The following is a 16,312-nucleotide window of genomic DNA, read 5'->3' as shown; positions in this document are numbered from 1 at the left end:
TAGCATCATCAAGATTCATGTGCCTAGATTTTGGCAGAGCTGCTGTGGTAGCTGCTTCAGCGATCGCTGAAAGATTTCAGGATTATCCAATCCTTGCGCCACAATCAAACTGCCCTGAATTGTAATTACCATATCTTCTCCGCGCTGCTGAGCTGTCGTCAAATCCAGTCCTGCATCTACTAAAACCTGTGCCACTGCACGAATCCAAGCAGAATATCTAGCTTGAACACGATCGTGAAAAAGATCGCGCGCTGACCCTAATAGCAAAGTGGCGGTTATACAAGGCTGACGACCCGCTTCATAAAGTTCGCTCAAGCGATCGCACATTCGCTGTAGTTTTTCCAGAGCAGAATCATCCCCGTGCAATGTCGGTAATACATGCTCTGCCAACCATGCATCCAAATAATCCATCACCGCTTGCACCATCTCATCCTTGCCTCCAGGAAAATGGTGATACAAACTTGCCTTTCCTAACCCTGTCGCTTCAGAAATCCTCGCCAGTGTCGCTCCATCGTAGCCGTAATGCCGAAACAGTTGCAGCAAGCAGGGGATGTAAGTGTCTTTAGGCATGGTTTAGGTATGAAAAGTAACTTTAGAAAGATGCTATTGACATTATACCGAACGAACGGTACAGTTTGACTAGACCGAACGAACGGTACAAATCTTTCTCACTTCGAGGATCAATCATGATTAAGCTCTATGGGCACGAAATGTCTGGCAACAGCTACAAAGTCCGCCTTTTTCTGGAACTGCTCAGTGTTGAGTATGAATGGATCAAAGTAGATCTGATGAAAGCAGAACACAAATCGCCAGAGTATCTAGCACTCAACTCCTTTGGACAGGTTCCCTTGCTCATTGATCATGAAGTCAAGCTCGCAGATGCTCAGGCAATCTTAGTTTATTTAGCGCGGAAGTACGGTGATGAACAATGGTTGCCGCTCGACGCGTTGCCGTTAGCTCAGGTGATTCGGTGGTTATCTACAACTGCTGGAGAAGTCCGTCAGGGACCAGAAAATGCGAGGCTCTACCATCTGTTCGGCACGACAAGCATCAACATTGAACGCGCTGAGCAAAAATCAGACTATATCCTGACTCAACTGAATCAGCACTTAAGTACACGCACGTGGTTAGAGTTTGAACATCCCACGATCGCTGATATTGCTGTGTTTCCTTATGTTGCCTTGGCACGAGATGGAAAAATTGATTTGGATGCCTATCCTCATGTGCTGGCTTGGATTGATCGGGTGAAGCAATTGCCAGGTTATATCTCGATGGCTGGGCTATAGGCTGCTCAACTCAAGTCAAACAGGAGGAACACGATGGCAATCTCAGGCTGGACGCGCACTGAATCTCCTTTCCATGCAGGCGAATTAGCAATTCAAGCCCGTCTGGGAGTCCAGGAACAAATCGATCAACAAGGGCGGCGAATAATTCGAGAATTTCTTCCCGATCAACATCGCCAGTTCTTTGCTCAATTGCCTTACGTGATTGTAGGGACAGTCGATACAGCAGGCAATCCCTGGGCTTCTATATTGGTCGGAAATCCAGGGTTTCTCTCCACTCCCGACGATCGCACTTTGCACATTGCTGCAAAACCTCTGTTTGGCGATCCGTTAGCAACCACTCTTGCAAATGGCATCGATATTGGGTTACTAGGCATCGACTTATCAACTCGTCGCCGGAATCGATTAAACGGAATTGTGACTGCAACTGGAAAGGATAGCTTTGAGGTACAAGTTAGACAGAGCTTTGGTAATTGTCCTCAGTACATTCAAGTTCGTCGATCGCAATTTGCTGAGATTGATCCGACAGCACTCAAACCCGTCCATTCGATCATTCAGTTTGGAGAATCAGAACGATCGATGATCACAGCATCCGACACATTCTTTATTGCAACTGCTTATCAAGCACAATCCGCAGGATCTGCGAGTGGTGTTGATGTTTCCCATCGGGGCGGTAAACCAGGGTTTGTCAGGATTGATGACGATCGGACGCTCACGATTCCTGATTTTGCTGGCAACAATCACTTTAATACGCTTGGCAACCTAGAACTGAATCCTCGCGCAGGATTGGTGTTTGTAGATTTCGAGCAAGGTGATTTGATGTACTTGACAGGAAGTGCTGAGGTTATTTGGGAAGAGACTGAGATACGGGCTTATGAGGGGGCAGCGCGATTGTTACGCTTCCAACTTGAGCAGGGATATCGAGTGGAGGGTAGCCTTCCCTTGCGCTGGTCAGAGCCAGAGTTTTCGCCCTTTCTCGATCGCTAATTTCTCAGCAGTTTCAATCTATTCACCAAGACAAAGACAAATGGTTGCTCAAATCCGTCACAGTGCTTCAAAATGCCTTCAAACTACTTTCTCTCTTCGGCAAGATGTAAATGAGCTTCGGAAGTTTTAGACTATACGGCTTGCTATGTGAATATTGCGATGAAAGAGCCTAAAATCGATCGACAGCGTGAACATCAAGCGAATGAGCGAACCTTTCTCGCGTGGCTTCGCACCTCAATTGCACTGATCGGCTTTGGGTTTGCACTGGCTCGATTTGGGCTTTTTCTCACCCAGTTGAACCTGAGTTTGACTCAACAGAATACGCCCCCACATCCCTTGTTCAATTCGCAAAATTTGGGGCTAAGTCTAGTGGTTTTGGGAATCGTGACGATCGCGCTTGCTGCTTGGCGATATAACCAAGTTTTTTGGCAGATCGAGCGCGGTGATTATCGCCCAGATCGATCGCTGGTGTGGATTATGACCGGAGCAGTGATTCTGTTGGGTGGATTAAGCATTCCGCTGATTATGTGGCGAGATCGAGAACTGCCGCAAAAGCCTATCCCTCAGAAATTGCTGCAACCGAGAATGACTAGGCGGCAGTAGCTTATATTTTTTAATTAACCGTGATGAGATACTGCTGGCGTTCATCGCTCAATAGGTTTCAGAGAACAATTCTCTAGAGGCGTTGACAAATAGTTCGGGCTTCTAAATGAGTTGAAGAGTTAGCAAAGTATCCTTTGAACCAGCCACAGCTTGACTTCATTAAGCGATCGAGGTCTGAATCTAAGCGCCATACTTTCACTGTATTGTCATACCCCGCAGAAACCAATGTTTTACTATCAGCACTAAAACTGAGACTGAGAATCTGATTACTATGTCCTTCTAAGGTTCTCAGAAGCGATCCATCGGATACTTTCCAGAGATTAATCGTGTGGTCACTACTTGCCGATGCAAGCATCGTGCCATCGGGACTAAACTTGAGTCGTCTGACACTTCCACGATGCCCTCGAATTGTATTGATTACGGATTCCGTTTGAATATCCCAAATCTTAATTAGACTATCATCGCCTCCCGTTGCAAGTCGCTGACCATCCATGCTGAAATCGGCGGTGAGAACCTGATTACTATGTCGATCGAAGGTTTTGAGCATTGCCCCCGTTTCAACATCCCAAATTCTCGCAGTTAAAAGATTACAAGCGGCTACAATTCGCTTACCATCTTCACTCATGCCAAGGCTTCCAATGCCACACCGCTTTTTAGAATCATCTTGAATCGTTCTGACAAGCTGCCCAGTTCCAACATTCCACAGATTAATCTTCTTACCGTCTCCACCTCCTGTCGCTAAAAGCTTGCCATCAGAACTAAACCGAACACTACCAAAACGATGATCATCCTGTAGATTGCGAATGATTGTTCCCGTTTTAGCATCCCAAATCTTGACAGTGCGATCGGAACTCGCAGAAGCAATTTTTGTTCCATCTGGGCTGAATCGAACACTTCTCACAGCATCTTGATGTCCCTTCAACTCTTTGATCGGTCTTCCAGTCTCAACGTCCCAAAGCTTAATTGAATGGTCTCCTCCACCTGCTGCAAAGAATCTACTATCTGGACTCAGACTCACGCTGATCAAATTCTTCTGCGAAACCTCGAAAGACTTCGGTTCACTAACCTGTAGCTTCCAAAGTTTGACGACTCCATCGACACCTCCCGATGCTAAAAATTGTCCGTCTGGACTCCAACTCAATGCCCATACTCGCCCATAGTGCCCTTTGAGAATTTGAGGGTGAGTCGTTTCATCTTGAATGTCAACCAAATTCCGTTGCTTGATTGCTCCATCAGAATCTGCTGTTACGATCGACTTGCCATCGGGACTAAATCTCACATTCCAAACTGAACTCGAATTATCAATCTCTTTGATCAGGGAACCATCTGCGACTTTCCATAACCGCACCGATCCGCCTTGACTCGCTGAAACAAGCTGTTGTCCATCAGGGCTGAAATGAACGGCTCTCACGACATCAGGATGACCCGGCAATTGGAGGCGTGCTTTTCCAGTCTGCACATTCCATAATCGCACCGTTCGATCGGCACTGGCTGAAGCGAGAGATGTGCCATCGGGACTAAAGTTGATGCTCGTTACCCAACCCGTATGACCGGAGAGCGATCGCAAAAGCTGTCCATCCGAAACTCGCCATAGCTTGATCAATTTATCAGAACTACTCGTGGCGAGCATTTGACCATCAGGACTAAATCGCACACTTCTTACATTGTCTTGCTCAGTCTTTACGGTCTTGACCAGTTCCCCCGTTTCAACGTTCCAAAGTTTTACAATGCCATCTCGACTCGCGGAAGCCAGTAACTTTCCATCTGAACTAAAATGAACACTCCAGAGGCGATCTGCGTGTTCTAGTGTTCGTATCAGCTTTCCAGTTTGAGCTTCCCAGAGTTTCGCTGTGCCATCTTCACTCGCTGAAGCAATGATCTGACCATTTGGGCTGAAATTGAGTTCTAAAATGCCATTCGCATGTCCTTCTAGGCGATTGTATTCTCGAACTCCATCGACTGCTTGATGTAGTGTTGCAGTAATCTGTTGACGGATTTCTGGTTTGATCGATTGCGATCGCTCTAAAGTTTGAAGTTTATGCCCTGCTTGAATTGCCATGAGCAACGCCTCAAAAGGGCTGGATTCATAAACTCTTTGAGCTGAGAGATTGAGTTGCCTCAGTTCAGCTTCATTCAGTTCATGTCGTGCTTGCTGAACTTGGAAAGCAACCAGACCAGCCGTGAGCAACGATAAACCTAAAATGGCTGAACCAATTGCGATCGTACGTTTCGCTTTCTTCTGAGCAGCGTTTAGCGTCAGATTTGCTTCCGCGAGAATTTGACTCTCTTCTGCTTGGACAGAAAGCGCATATTGAACTGCTTGTTTTTCTAGATCTTGGCTTGCTGCTAGAAAGCGATAGTCTAAAACGCTTAAATCTTGATATTCTGACCATTCCAGCGCATCTTTTAAGGCTTGTCCTCGAAGTAATCGCGATTCATCCTGGCACTCAGAAGCAATCCACGCATTGAAAGCTTCTACGTAAGGGCGGCATTTCTGGAATTGTTTCTCAATCCACTCTAGATTGAAAACTTGAGCATAGATCTTGTTATAGACTCGCAATTTACCTTGCTGTTTAACAACTAATCCTGAAAGCTGGAGTTCTGTTTGTTCAGAGCTGCTGTCTGCGATGAGTTCTCCTTGCTGTAAGATTTGCTGGTAAATTCCTAAAAGGCGGCTGACTCGCTGTTCATTGCGAAACAAGCGATCGCGAATTGTCCTCAAATGTTCTGGTTCGTCCTGTGCTTCCCAGTTGTCAATAATTCGATCTTGAATCAAGCAGCTAATCGAATTAAATTCTGGATGCTGAGTCACAAGTTGGCAGATTTTCTGAGTGAGAAAAGGTTGCCCACCTGTCCAAGCGAGGATTTCTGCTAGTGCAGCTTCAGGATCTTCAAGATGAGACAGTCCTTGTGCTAGCGTTTGAGCTTCTTGAACCTGGAAACCATGAAGTGCGATCGCTCGTCCGATATTAAATGGCGTTTGCGTTTTATCTGCAATCAAGTCAGAAGGCGTTGCAACACCCAAAAGCGCAAACGTGAGCCGATGGTATTTAGGATGATCAACCCGACAATTGTAAAAGTATCGAATCAGCGCAAAGAAGTCATCAAGTGAGAAATCCTGACTGAGAACGCGATCGATTTCATCAATAAAAATCACAATATCAGTGCGAATCTCAGTCAGCAAAATTTCATCAATGAATAGATTGAGTCGCTGAATGGGAGAAAGGAGATCTTGCTGCGATCGCCACCAGTTTCGCCAATTTACTTTATTTCCTAATTGGCAACTACTGACGATCGCATTGACAATTCCCGCATACCACTTTTCAGCCGTCACTCCTTGCGTCCCGATTCCAGTCAAATCAATAAAAGCACAAGTAACCCCATCGGCTTGCAGTCGTTGCATCGTTTGAACTCGCAAGCTAGATTTACCCATTTGACGAGAGTTCAACACATAGCAAAACTCTCCAGCTTTTAGCGCGCGATAAAATTCCGCATCTGCTTCGCGTGTGACATAGCTTGTTGCTGTTGCTGGAAGACTTCCACCAACCTGGTATGCGTAGTGTCGAAGTTGCTCTGCCATAATCTCACCAGACCAATGCTGATTCAATCAATGTACTGTAGTTTTCTGGCACTGAGTTGGATCTCTGCAAAGACCCGACTTTATCCCATCTATTGATTCAATGACCTGACTTTATACAGCAGCCAACACTCGACCAAAGTAATCTCGATACAAATTGCACCAAGGTGTAACAAAATTGCCTCGTCTCTGAACTAACCCCATACTATGCAATTTGTAAATTTGCATTGAAGCGAGTTCCACCGCATTCGGCGAGAGAACAACCGTCTTAAATGCTTCCAATAGTTGCGGTAACTGCTGTAGAACTTCCAAATAATGCCGCAGATGAGCATTATAAACTCCTGACTCTGTAGCAGCTTCCTGCAACAATTGTTCTAATGTCACTCTCCCAGTTGCAACATAATACAGAGCTAACCGCACTAAATAAGGATGTCCGCCTACCGTTTGCATCAAAGCTTCAACCTGTGTTGGGTTCCAACTGAGTCCATGCAATTGTGCCAGAGATTGAATCTGTTCTCGATCGAACTCCGACAATTCTACCGGAACTCCTGCATTAAAGGGAGATTGATTGATATCTAAAGGAATATACGCCTCAGTCGAATGAGCAATCACTAATCGCAGACGTTTCCATAAATCGACAATCTTGCCTTTCTCGTGCCAACTTCTGAGCATTCCAAGGACATCTTCAACCACTGTAGAGTAAGGGAATAACCGATCGACTTCATCAATACCGAGAACTAACGGACAATCGATTTGAGGGAGTAAATATTCTTCAAAGTAAGCTGTGCAGTTATCATTACTTCCCAAAATCTCAGTATCCCAATAGTCATCTAAGCAATTTTTCAGTTTCAACTGCCGACCCACCATGCAGCATAGCCAGCGCAGAAACTTATCTAAATCAGTTAAAATTGCGCGATCGACACTGCTCAAATCCAGATACACAGCTTGACAATTATGATTCGCTGCATAGGATAAAATTCGAGTGAGCAGAGAGGTCTTACCCATTAAATTCGGAGCTTTGACTCGAATCAATGCTCCAGGATTGAGAACAGTCTCATAGCAGAGTAGCTCAACTCCCGTACGCTCAACATACATGGGCGAATCTAATGCCACTGCTCCTTCTGGAAACGGTAAATTTGGAGTAACTTCAATACTTCTACTCGGTTGAGATCTTCTCAGAGCTTCCTTAAAGTTCTTTTTCGTCACTCGCTCCCCAATCGCGATCGACAATTTTCTCCAAAGCTTATTGCCAATATCTTTATTCAAGTACTCTGCACTGTAACCGTAGCTTCTCGCCATATCATCATAGGTTTGTTCTTCCCACGAGGCTTGAAGTACTTTGATTTCAATATCACTTAAATGTTGATTGAAAGCACGAAACACAACATTATCTGCGATCGCTTTAGCGTCAGCCCACAACAGCTCTGATTCTAGCTCCATCATGTCAAGTTTCCCTCTTGTCATAGCTGTTCTTACGCTGACCTTATTTTAAATATGCACTCTGGATTTGACGATTACCCACTCGGCTAATCATTTTCATCTCCTGATTTAATCTGATTTTTCCAGTACAACCCGTCCAAAAAGCCTGATTTTACTCCCCTGGCACTCAACAAATCCTCAGCCGACAATAGCCAGTAACAAGGTCACCAAGCGCAAGCATATTTACAATTCGTTTGCCCTATAGACTTTGCGACACCTATTAATTTAATGAATGAGGACAATCACCATGAAACGTCATCTTTTAATTGCTTTGAGTTCTGTCGCTGCGCTCTCAATGTCTGCTGTTAGCGCGATCGCTGCCACTCCCAATCCTCAGCCGGGTTGCCCCGATGGTTGGGTTCCCCGTCCCCCCGAATTGAATCCTGCTCTCGGTGAATGTATGCCAGGTGAGATTGCGTCCCCTAGCGGAGGTGGAATTCTGAAAAAACAACTTCCTGATCTGAAAATTAGGGGATATCAGTTTTCTGAGCGCGCGCCGCAATCTGTTAGAGTACAAATTATCAATCAGGGTAATGCGATCGCGAAACCAAGTAACCTAAGACTGACGGTTACTCAAATCAAGGGAGTAAAAGTCAATCGAATGCTTGAAGTGCAGCTTCCCGCGTTTAAACCGCATCAATCCTCTAACTTTCTCGTGAATGCAAGTGAAATTTTGCCCAGTGATGTTGATCTCAAAGATACAACATTTCGCTTGAAAGCAGATGCAACACGGCTAGTCAATGAGTCCGACGAGTCTGATAACGTTGCTCTACATCATCCCTAGCTCAGTAAGCTCGCAAGATTTCTAAATCTACTCGTTTAGCTTGATGAGCAATCAGGTTGTATCTTTGCAAAACATTGAGCCATCAAGATACAACCTGACGACTGCATCCTCCACATTGCACAGTCGTGAAGGCTATTCATTTCGACAACACACTTTGATTCTGTAAGGTTACTGACCATGAAACGAATTGCGATCGCTACTTTAACAATGCTAGGTCTTGTATTTCCCCTTGCTAGTAAGACCTTAGCAAGCCCGATTGACGATCCAAATAATATTGATTGGGCATCGATTCGAGGCTATGACAGCAAGGATTTTAACGAATACTTCAACAAGAAAAAAGCAGAAGGATACCGAGTCGTTGATCTCGAAGTCGATGAAATCAATGGCAAAGCAAATTATGCTGCAATCTTTCAGAAAAATACAGATCAAAGAGGCTGGGCAAGCTTACGAGATTTGTCTGACGAAGAGTTCTCCAAACGCTGGAACGATTTCAAAGACAAAGGATTTCGGCTGATTGATCAAGAAGCTTATACCTTAAATGGAAAGCGTTTCTATGCAGGCGTTTGGGAAGAAAACAAAGGAAATTTAGGATGGGTTTCGTATCGGAATGTTGACGGAGAAGAATTTGGCAAGCGCTTCAAGCAGTACAGCGATCAAGGCTTCCGCATGATTGATACAGAAGCCTACTCCAGCGGTGGTAAAACGCTCTACAGTGCAATCTGGGTCAAGAATACAGACAATGTAAACTGGGTTGCGTTTCGTGATATGTCTGAATCCACCTATGCAGAGAAGTTTAAGTCTCTCAATGAGCAAGGCTATCGATCTCTAGATTTTGAATCCTATGTTCGCAATGGTGAGCAACAATATGCCGCGATTTGGGTGAAAAACAATGGGAGAGCCTGGGCATCTCGACGCGATATGACGGCAAATCAATACGCGAACTGGTGGAAAACCTACACCGATGAAGGCTACCGTTTAGTAGACTTTGAAGCCTACAACACCCCCCAAGGAACTCGCTATGCAGGCATCTGGCGGCAAAATGGCGAAAAACTTTCCTGGCAACCGAAAAAGGCTGTTGATAATGCAATTTCAGAATATCAAAAGCAATTCAATATTCCTGGAATTAGCGTCGCGATCGTACAAAACGGCAAACTGGTCTACACTCGTGGTTTTGGCTATGCAGATATCGAACAGCAGAAGGTTGCGCACTCTGGCACAGTTTTCCGAACCGCATCAGTGGCGAAACTCATTACAAGAGCTTTGACGTTGCGCTTGGACGACCAGAATGTGTTGTCGATCGACAAACTGACTCGAACCTATGTGCCCATTCTTCCCCAACATCACACTCACACTGTTCGCCAACTTTTAGAACATCAGTCAGGAATTCGGCACTATCGAGGCAGTAACCGCAAAAATTGCGAAGTTCCCAATAATTCAGCATGGAAGGATTCGAGCAACACTCAATACGCCACTTCAACTCAAGCGACTGAACTGTTCCGTGATGATCCGTTAATGTTCTCTCCGGGAGCTAAAACTTGCTATAGCACCCATGCTTATACAGTCGTAGGCGCGGCAATCGAAGGAGCATCTAAACAATCTTTTACAGGCATCTTCGATCGCGAAATTACTCAAGGATTAGGACTCTCTACTTTACGCCCTGAGCTGATTTCTCAAGCAAATCCGGATCGTGCCACTCTTTACCGCGACAAAACCAGTTCTGCTGCCAAAAACGTTCCCTCAACACGAGACAACATCAGTTGGAAAATAGGCGGCGGCGGACTCGAAACTTCCAGCGTCGATCTTGCTCGATTTGGCATGAGATTACTTCCTGGTCAGTCCTTCCTCTCCCAAAAATCTTATGATGACCTATGGAGAGGGCGCAAAACGATTCAGCATAGCGGTGCTCAGAATGGTGCAAATTCTTATCTCCGAGTTCATTCTGAAAAAGGAACAGTGATTGCAGTCCTCTCGAATCAATCACTTGAGCTTGGGGAGAATGATCCCAACCAAGATGAAGCAGGTGTAGGTAAGTTGACTGATGCAATTAGCAGCATTATCCTGAAGGATTAACAATCCAGAGAGCTGGTTGAGAAGAGAGATTTCACCCTCTCTTCTTATGCTTTGTCTAACGACTTGAGAGGCACGTATGCCATAGAAGCCGATAGAAAGGGCGCAGGGGGTAGAGATCGGAGATTTTGTCTACTTCAACAGAATACGATCGCTGTTGTTCGATCTGTTCGATCTGTTCGATCTGATTGTGCATCGTTTAAGTAGCTAGGCGGAATTAAACTTAAAACGCTCTAGTGCATATCCCCCAAATTGACTGCGGACTTCCATGCCTTGGATCACCGCCTTGGCTAAATCATACTCGTCTTCAAACATCCGTCCCGCAATCTCATGCGCTTTGAGTTGATGCCACTGACCTTCGATCAGATTGAGATGAGCACTGTAGGGCGGCAGAAAAAATAGCAATAATCCCTGAGTCTCCCATCGCTGCCAGTGGGGTTTGACGAGTTCGCATGTTTGAATCTTACAATTGTCCTGCACCACGACCGTTAACCATCCTGTTTCTGCCAAAGTCACCGCTGCTTTGTCCGCAATCCAGTCCATGACTTTGAGATAACTCTCGCCCTCAAACCCACCTTGGGCAAGGGCATAATCGAACTGCTGTTCAGGTTGCCACAGTCCCAGAATACTGATACTGCAAGTCAATCCCAATTTTTGGAAGCGACGAACGACCCAGTAAGTGCCGAGGTCAGACGGAACAGAATCAAACCCACAGCAAGGAATGATCCGCGTACCGCCGAGCGCTCAGCGCTCATGATAGCGATCGATTAACGTCCTGACCCAAGGCGTTTCTCCGGTGATATCGACATAATGGGTTTTGAACCGAACACAGGCATCAACGAGGGTATTGCCGTAAAGGGCAAACGGTCCAGCAGTAGTGAGGATCACTCGTGTTTGAGATAAGATCGCATCGATCTCTGACTGATCCTGACTGTCGGCAACCAGTACATCCACCGTTACACCCACTTCGTCTCGAACAACTTCTAGCTTCTGGCGATTTCGTCCCGCGATCGCCCAACGTAATTGCTCAGAAGAAAAATATTTTAGCAAAGTACTGCACCGTTTGTTTACCAACAAACCCACTCGCACCGTAGAGGACGACATCATAGGGGCGCTCAGACATGACAAAAATACTCTCAACCTAAGCAATTTTGGAGGGTTGAATAAACTCAGACCACTGATCTTGAATGGCATCTGTTGCAGCTTGTCCGACCGCACTCCAATCGTTCGGAGTCAGGAACGAATAGAGCTTGGATTTAACTTGAGAACGAAGTATTAACTCAGCAGGTTGTGACTGGTCTTCCTCAACTAACGCAGCGAAAAATGCTTGTTGCTCCTCGTTGAGTTGGGTTAACTGGTGACGAATTCGTCTTCTCGCTTCGGTGATGGCAGCTTCTGTACCACCCCCAAATTTGCTGCCTGCATCAAACTCTCAAGCTCAGTAAACAAGATTGACTGTAATCGCACTTTTTTCATTGCTTGTTTCCAAAGTGCGGGATCGACGGGTTTAGGATTGAGCGAATAAGCAGAGAAACCAGCGCCAATCGCACCACCACAAGTGTCCTCTGCCTCAATCATTTCTTGCAACACTTCAGAATCGTACAACACATCAAGCAGGTTGCCAGTTGCTTCGTATTGCTGCCGTAGTCGTTGGTCATCCATCGTGGAACCCCTGCTCTTGAATCACATGACTCCAAATTCAAAATAGCGCAGATCCTCTTTGTCTGGATCTTGTTCATAGTCTGGCATATTCTGACGCTGGTAAGATTCTTCTACCTCTGGCAACGAATGCAAGCCGACGCGCCCCTGATAGCCCAAACTAACGCTTCGCTGCCGAGCGAACAGCAACAGGGCGGAGCCAACACCCTTGAGATAGAGCGGGTCTTCTAGATTTTGTCGATTCCAGGGGGCAGAGGTAAGAGCTTCAACGTAAACGAGTCCATGGATAGGATTCGGCCAGGAACGATGCCACTGAGTTTCGAGCCACATCAGCCCTTGTGTGAGTCCTTCGTACTCGATCGCATAGGCTTCAAAGCGAGCGTCATTATTTGAGAGGCGCTTTTTCATCGCCCAACTCCAAAAAGCGTCCTCCTCATTTAATTCCAGCAGCATCCCGCGCCAAAGGTTCTCAAAATCGTCGAGATGACGAGATTGCACGATAGCCGGAACATCCTTCAAGTCGATAATGGGGCTTTTCACAGAGCGAAAGATCTGGTCGTCCTAGAACAGATTTTATTAAGAAGGCGGCACCCAGATTCGAACTGGGGGTGGAGGTTTTGCAGACCTCTGCCTTACCACTTGGCGATGCCGCCGAATTGCATCGCTACTATCATATCACTTTGTGCCGAATAAACGATCGCCTGCATCCCCAAGTCCCGGAATAATATATCCATGTTCATCTAATCCTTGATCGATCGCGGCTGTATAGATGGGAATCTCAGGATGATGCTCTTGAAAATGCCGAATTCCTTCCGGGGCTGCCAAAATGCAGAGAAACTTGATGGATTTAGGATTGGTTTGCTTGAGACGATCGACAGCAGCGATCGCAGAATTGCCCGTTGCCATCATCGGATCAACGACCAACATATCGCGCTCTTCGGTATCGTCAGGCACTTTGAAATAATATTCGATCGGCACAAGCGAATGCGGTTCGCGATAGATTCCGACATGCCCAACTCTTGCCGAGGGAATTAATTGCAGAATGCCATCGAGGATGCCTTGCCCTGCTCGCATAATCGAGACGACGACTAATTTTTTGTCGGCAGCTAAGACGGGAGCTTCCATTTCAGCCATGGGAGTTTGAATCGTTTCGTAGCGCAGCGGTAAGTCGCGAGTGACTTCGTAAGCCAGTAACATGCTGATTTCGGTCATCAGCGATCGAAATTTTGCTGTGCTGGTCGTTTCTCGTCGCATCAAACTAAGTTTGTGCTGAACTAAGGGATGCTCGATAATCGTTAAATTTTCAGCCATAGTCAAAAAACAGTTCCGTCACTAGAAATTTGAATCGGGGGAGTTCCGCCGGGGCGAAGAGCAGCGGCAATTTTGCGTCCGGCTGTCCAGGTTCCGCCTTGCAGAACTTTGACAAGTGGGAGAGACTCAGGCGTTAAACCAAGCTTTTTGCGAATCGTGGCGGCAATGAGATCGAGTAAACAAACCGTTAAAGCTCGCCATTCAACAATCAACTCGGAATCGGCAGCATGGGGAATCTCTGCCAGTTTGGGATCTTTGAGTTGAAGTAGCCCAAGATCGAGACATAAGCCGCCATTTCGGTATTCGGGCAGCCCGGTCATTTGATCGAGATCAATGATTTTCAGCCCTAAGTCTTGCAAGGGTTCGAGTAGAGAATAGGTCAACCATTGTGAGAGCTTGTGAAACGGAACGAGCTGATCTCCTGATAAAGATGAATGTTTCCACACGTCCCCTAAGTTCACGCCCTCGATCGATAATCTCCCTGACCAGATTTCGCCCAATCCGATCAGAACGGCATTCAACACAACGACCGCAGAGAGCTTGCCTTGGTCAGCGTGACCGATGAGATAATCAACCAGATTGCCAGGACGAGGCACATTACCAAACAGATCGGGGGATTGTTCGATCGTGTATCCCAACTTTTGTAGAAGCGCGGATCGTCCTTCCAAGCCGACCAAAGGATTTTCAGAACTGACTTGAAAAAACGCCCCGATCTGCTCAGGGGTAATCTGTTTCAGGGTTTCTGCATCCGCTTGATAAGCATGCTTCGAGAAAGCACCTTGGCAGAATGCATCAAATGAAGCGATCGCTAAACCTTCGGATCGCGCCCAAGTTTTCTGAGTCGTGGCTTCATGATATTTCCAGCGATCGCCTGCGCCTGCATCAAGCAACACGCTCGGAATCACGAGATCGAATTTTGCTTTTGCTTGCTCGATTTTAGACCGTGATTCGATCGCCTGTTCAAGCTGCTGGACACGAGGAATATTGCCGACTTCAAAGTGTCGCCATCGACTATGAAACGGCACATCCAAATCAGGATAATGTTCGCGAATCACCGCGATCACGTAATCGGCAACGGCATCAAGCTGCGTCAGATCGACTCGAAAATAAGGGAGTTGATCAGCCTGGGCTAGCTCGAAGAGTTCGTTGCAGCGCTCTCGAATCGCGGTGGGCGATCGCAAATATTCAACTCGATTAGTCACTCAGTCCTCGTCCTTTAATCTCAGCTAAGGCTTCTTCGGTGAGCACTTCACTTTCGGTGTAGTATCCTGCCGCTTTTTTTGCCTCGATTTCGACCATTGCATCCGCTGGAATCAATTCTTCTGGAATCGGCACGCGCGTCACAATTTCAATGCCCGATCGCGTCACAGCATCGTGTTTCATATCGCTCATCGAAATAAAGCGATCGATGCGCGTAATCCCTAACCAGTGCAGCACATCCGGCATCAGTTCTTGGAATCGCATATCCTGAACGCCTGCCACACATTCGGTGCGGGTGAAGTAAGCATCCGCGCGATCGCCGCCTTCTTGACGTTTCCGAGCGTTGTAAACCAAGAATTTAGTCACTTCGCCGAGGGCACGTCCTTCCTTACGCAGATAAACGATAATGCCTGCGCCACCTTGTTGAGCAGTTTGCACACATTCTTCGATGCCGTGAACCAGATAAGGGCGACAGGTACAAATATCAGACCCGAAGACATCCGAGCCATTGCATTCGTCGTGAACGCGGACGGTAAGCGATCGATTAGGGTCAGTAATCGCGTCAGGATCGCCCACGATATAGACGGTGATGCCGCCAATTGGGGGCAGAAAGACTTTGATATCGGGACGGGTAATCAGTTCGGGGAACATGCCACCCGTTTGCTCGAATAAGGTACGGCGCAGCAGGCTTTCTTCAACATGGAGGCGTTTTGCCAGTCCGGGAAGATACCAAACCGGCTCGATCGCGGCTTTAGTTACGACTAAATCGCCGCCTTTTTTCATGATTTCGCCATCTTCTTGCAGGCGACCTTTGGCGATCGCGTCTTGCAGTTCTGGCATGTTGATGTGCGCTTTGGTAATTGCGATCGTCGGTTTGATGTCGTAGCCTTGCTCATACAGATCGCGATAGACTTCTCCGACAATTGCCCCAAAGGGGTCGAGCGAGACGATTTTATCGGGATCTGACCAAGCGGGGTGGGCGTGAAGCAGGGCAGCCGGAGCCGTATTCGTTAAATCAGCACGATGGTTGGCATCGAGTTTGCCACTGGCGACAGCGAGAGCACGATAGACGGCATAAGAGCCAGAATGCGTTCCGATCACATTACGGTGGGCAGCCGTGGTGAGTGTGCCAATAATTGCACCGCGTTTGATCGGATCGGCTTCGCCCCAGTGGATGGCGATCGATTTAGAAAATTTGGCGGGATGAGATGTGAGAACGATCGGACGTGGCGTTGAACGTTTGGGCTGACTGACCATAGACACTTCGCACCGAGTCGGGGTTTTAAAGTTCTGATCGTATCAAGAGACTCGAACAATGAGTAGTGTCTTAGGTAGCAGACAATCGGATTTTCTTGTAAATGA

General features: G+C 46.7%; 15 protein-coding genes and 1 tRNA gene. 5 read left to right on the top strand and 11 right to left on the bottom strand.

What is annotated here, in order from left to right:
* Positions 1-15: 15 nt before the first annotated feature.
* The gene (locus OU814_RS11950) at positions 16-570 is read right to left on the bottom strand and encodes a TetR/AcrR family transcriptional regulator (protein WP_268183040.1); all 555 of its coding nucleotides are present in this window, start codon (positions 568-570) and stop codon (positions 16-18) included.
* 116 nt (positions 571-686) lie between these two features.
* Here OU814_RS11950 and OU814_RS11945 point away from each other — a divergent pair, with 116 nt between their 5' ends.
* The 3 genes from OU814_RS11945 to OU814_RS11935 all read left to right on the top strand — a co-directional run bounded on the left by OU814_RS11945 (position 687) and on the right by OU814_RS11935 (position 2,873).
* Positions 687-1,286 (top strand): glutathione S-transferase family protein, encoded by a 600-nt coding sequence (locus OU814_RS11945; RefSeq protein WP_017286168.1) that lies wholly within the window; start codon positions 687-689, stop codon positions 1,284-1,286.
* A 33-nt stretch (positions 1,287-1,319) separates the two neighbouring features.
* Complete coding sequence (locus tag OU814_RS11940) at positions 1,320-2,270, top strand: pyridoxamine 5'-phosphate oxidase family protein (protein WP_268183037.1); 951 nt, start codon at positions 1,320-1,322, stop codon at positions 2,268-2,270.
* 159 nt (positions 2,271-2,429) lie between these two features.
* On the top strand, positions 2,430-2,873 hold the full coding sequence (locus tag OU814_RS11935) for a YidH family protein (RefSeq protein WP_036044364.1): 444 nt from the start codon (positions 2,430-2,432) through the stop codon (positions 2,871-2,873).
* 73 nt (positions 2,874-2,946) lie between these two features.
* On the opposite strand, the gene OU814_RS11930 is transcribed toward OU814_RS11935, so the two are convergent.
* Together OU814_RS11930 and OU814_RS11925 are read right to left on the bottom strand one after the other, a co-directional pair.
* Entirely contained in the window at positions 2,947-6,453 is a 3,507-nt protein-coding gene (locus tag OU814_RS11930; RefSeq protein ID WP_268183032.1) for an AAA-like domain-containing protein, read from the bottom strand.
* A 111-nt stretch (positions 6,454-6,564) separates the two neighbouring features.
* Entirely contained in the window at positions 6,565-7,893 is a 1,329-nt protein-coding gene (locus OU814_RS11925; protein ID WP_268183029.1) for an AAA-like domain-containing protein, read from the bottom strand.
* A gap of 283 nt (positions 7,894-8,176) precedes the next feature.
* On the opposite strand from OU814_RS11925, the gene OU814_RS11920 reads away from it, so the two are divergent.
* Positions 8,177-8,713, top strand: a complete 537-nt coding sequence (locus OU814_RS11920; RefSeq protein WP_268183027.1) for a CARDB domain-containing protein — start codon at positions 8,177-8,179, stop codon at positions 8,711-8,713.
* 177 nt (positions 8,714-8,890) lie between these two features.
* The gene (locus OU814_RS11915) at positions 8,891-10,783 is read left to right on the top strand and encodes a serine hydrolase (RefSeq protein ID WP_268183025.1); all 1,893 of its coding nucleotides are present in this window, start codon (positions 8,891-8,893) and stop codon (positions 10,781-10,783) included.
* Between the two features lie 204 nt (positions 10,784-10,987).
* On the opposite strand, the gene OU814_RS11910 is transcribed toward OU814_RS11915, so the two are convergent.
* The 8 genes from OU814_RS11910 to OU814_RS11875 all read right to left on the bottom strand — a co-directional run bounded on the left by OU814_RS11910 (position 10,988) and on the right by OU814_RS11875 (position 16,207).
* Positions 10,988-11,425, bottom strand: coding sequence for a transposase (locus OU814_RS11910; RefSeq protein ID WP_268183023.1), 438 nt, complete (start codon positions 11,423-11,425; stop codon positions 10,988-10,990).
* 99 nt (positions 11,426-11,524) lie between these two features.
* The gene (locus tag OU814_RS11905; protein WP_268183021.1) at positions 11,525-11,887 is read right to left on the bottom strand and encodes a saccharopine dehydrogenase NADP-binding domain-containing protein; all 363 of its coding nucleotides are present in this window, start codon (positions 11,885-11,887) and stop codon (positions 11,525-11,527) included.
* A gap of 243 nt (positions 11,888-12,130) precedes the next feature.
* Positions 12,131-12,442, bottom strand: a complete 312-nt coding sequence (locus OU814_RS11900; protein WP_268183019.1) for a hypothetical protein — start codon at positions 12,440-12,442, stop codon at positions 12,131-12,133.
* Between the two features lie 21 nt (positions 12,443-12,463).
* Positions 12,464-12,979, bottom strand: coding sequence for a hypothetical protein (locus OU814_RS11895; RefSeq protein ID WP_268183016.1), 516 nt, complete (start codon positions 12,977-12,979; stop codon positions 12,464-12,466).
* A gap of 42 nt (positions 12,980-13,021) precedes the next feature.
* Positions 13,022-13,092 (bottom strand) — tRNA-Cys (locus tag OU814_RS11890).
* Between the two features lie 22 nt (positions 13,093-13,114).
* Positions 13,115-13,750, bottom strand: a complete 636-nt coding sequence (upp, locus tag OU814_RS11885) for a uracil phosphoribosyltransferase (protein ID WP_017286157.1) — start codon at positions 13,748-13,750, stop codon at positions 13,115-13,117.
* 2 nt (positions 13,751-13,752) lie between these two features.
* On the bottom strand, positions 13,753-14,952 hold the full coding sequence (locus OU814_RS11880; protein WP_268183014.1) for a URC4/urg3 family protein: 1,200 nt from the start codon (positions 14,950-14,952) through the stop codon (positions 13,753-13,755).
* The gene (locus tag OU814_RS11875; RefSeq protein WP_017286155.1) at positions 14,945-16,207 is read right to left on the bottom strand and encodes a GTP cyclohydrolase II; all 1,263 of its coding nucleotides are present in this window, start codon (positions 16,205-16,207) and stop codon (positions 14,945-14,947) included. Before OU814_RS11875 ends, OU814_RS11880 begins: the two co-directional genes overlap by 8 nt.
* Positions 16,208-16,312 lie beyond the last annotated feature (105 nt).

Origin of the sequence: Leptolyngbya sp. GGD, from assembly GCF_026735145.1 — a bacterium.
Classification (GTDB): domain Bacteria; phylum Cyanobacteriota; class Cyanobacteriia; order Leptolyngbyales; family Leptolyngbyaceae; genus Leptolyngbya; species Leptolyngbya boryana.
The sequence above is the reverse complement of the archived record's forward strand: the minus strand, read 5'-3'. Positions and strand labels throughout refer to the sequence as shown.

Bases quoted from the DNA above. Each gene is read 5' to 3' on its own strand.
- OU814_RS11950 (WP_268183040.1), bottom strand. From the start codon at position 570: ATGCCTAAAGACACTTACATCCCCTGCTTGCTGCAACTGTTTCGGCAT.
- OU814_RS11945 (WP_017286168.1), top strand. From the start codon at position 687: ATGATTAAGCTCTATGGGCACGAAATGTCTGGCAACAGCTACAAAGTC.
- OU814_RS11940 (WP_268183037.1), top strand. From the start codon at position 1,320: ATGGCAATCTCAGGCTGGACGCGCACTGAATCTCCTTTCCATGCAGGC.
- OU814_RS11935 (WP_036044364.1), top strand. From the start codon at position 2,430: ATGAAAGAGCCTAAAATCGATCGACAGCGTGAACATCAAGCGAATGAG.
- OU814_RS11930 (WP_268183032.1), bottom strand. From the start codon at position 6,453: ATGGCAGAGCAACTTCGACACTACGCATACCAGGTTGGTGGAAGTCTT.
- OU814_RS11925 (WP_268183029.1), bottom strand. From the start codon at position 7,893: ATGATGGAGCTAGAATCAGAGCTGTTGTGGGCTGACGCTAAAGCGATC.
- OU814_RS11920 (WP_268183027.1), top strand. From the start codon at position 8,177: ATGAAACGTCATCTTTTAATTGCTTTGAGTTCTGTCGCTGCGCTCTCA.
- OU814_RS11915 (WP_268183025.1), top strand. From the start codon at position 8,891: ATGAAACGAATTGCGATCGCTACTTTAACAATGCTAGGTCTTGTATTT.
- OU814_RS11905 (WP_268183021.1), bottom strand. From the start codon at position 11,887: ATGATGTCGTCCTCTACGGTGCGAGTGGGTTTGTTGGTAAACAAACGG.
- OU814_RS11900 (WP_268183019.1), bottom strand. From the start codon at position 12,442: ATGGATGACCAACGACTACGGCAGCAATACGAAGCAACTGGCAACCTG.
- upp (WP_017286157.1), bottom strand. From the start codon at position 13,750: ATGGCTGAAAATTTAACGATTATCGAGCATCCCTTAGTTCAGCACAAA.
- OU814_RS11875 (WP_017286155.1), bottom strand. From the start codon at position 16,207: ATGGTCAGTCAGCCCAAACGTTCAACGCCACGTCCGATCGTTCTCACA.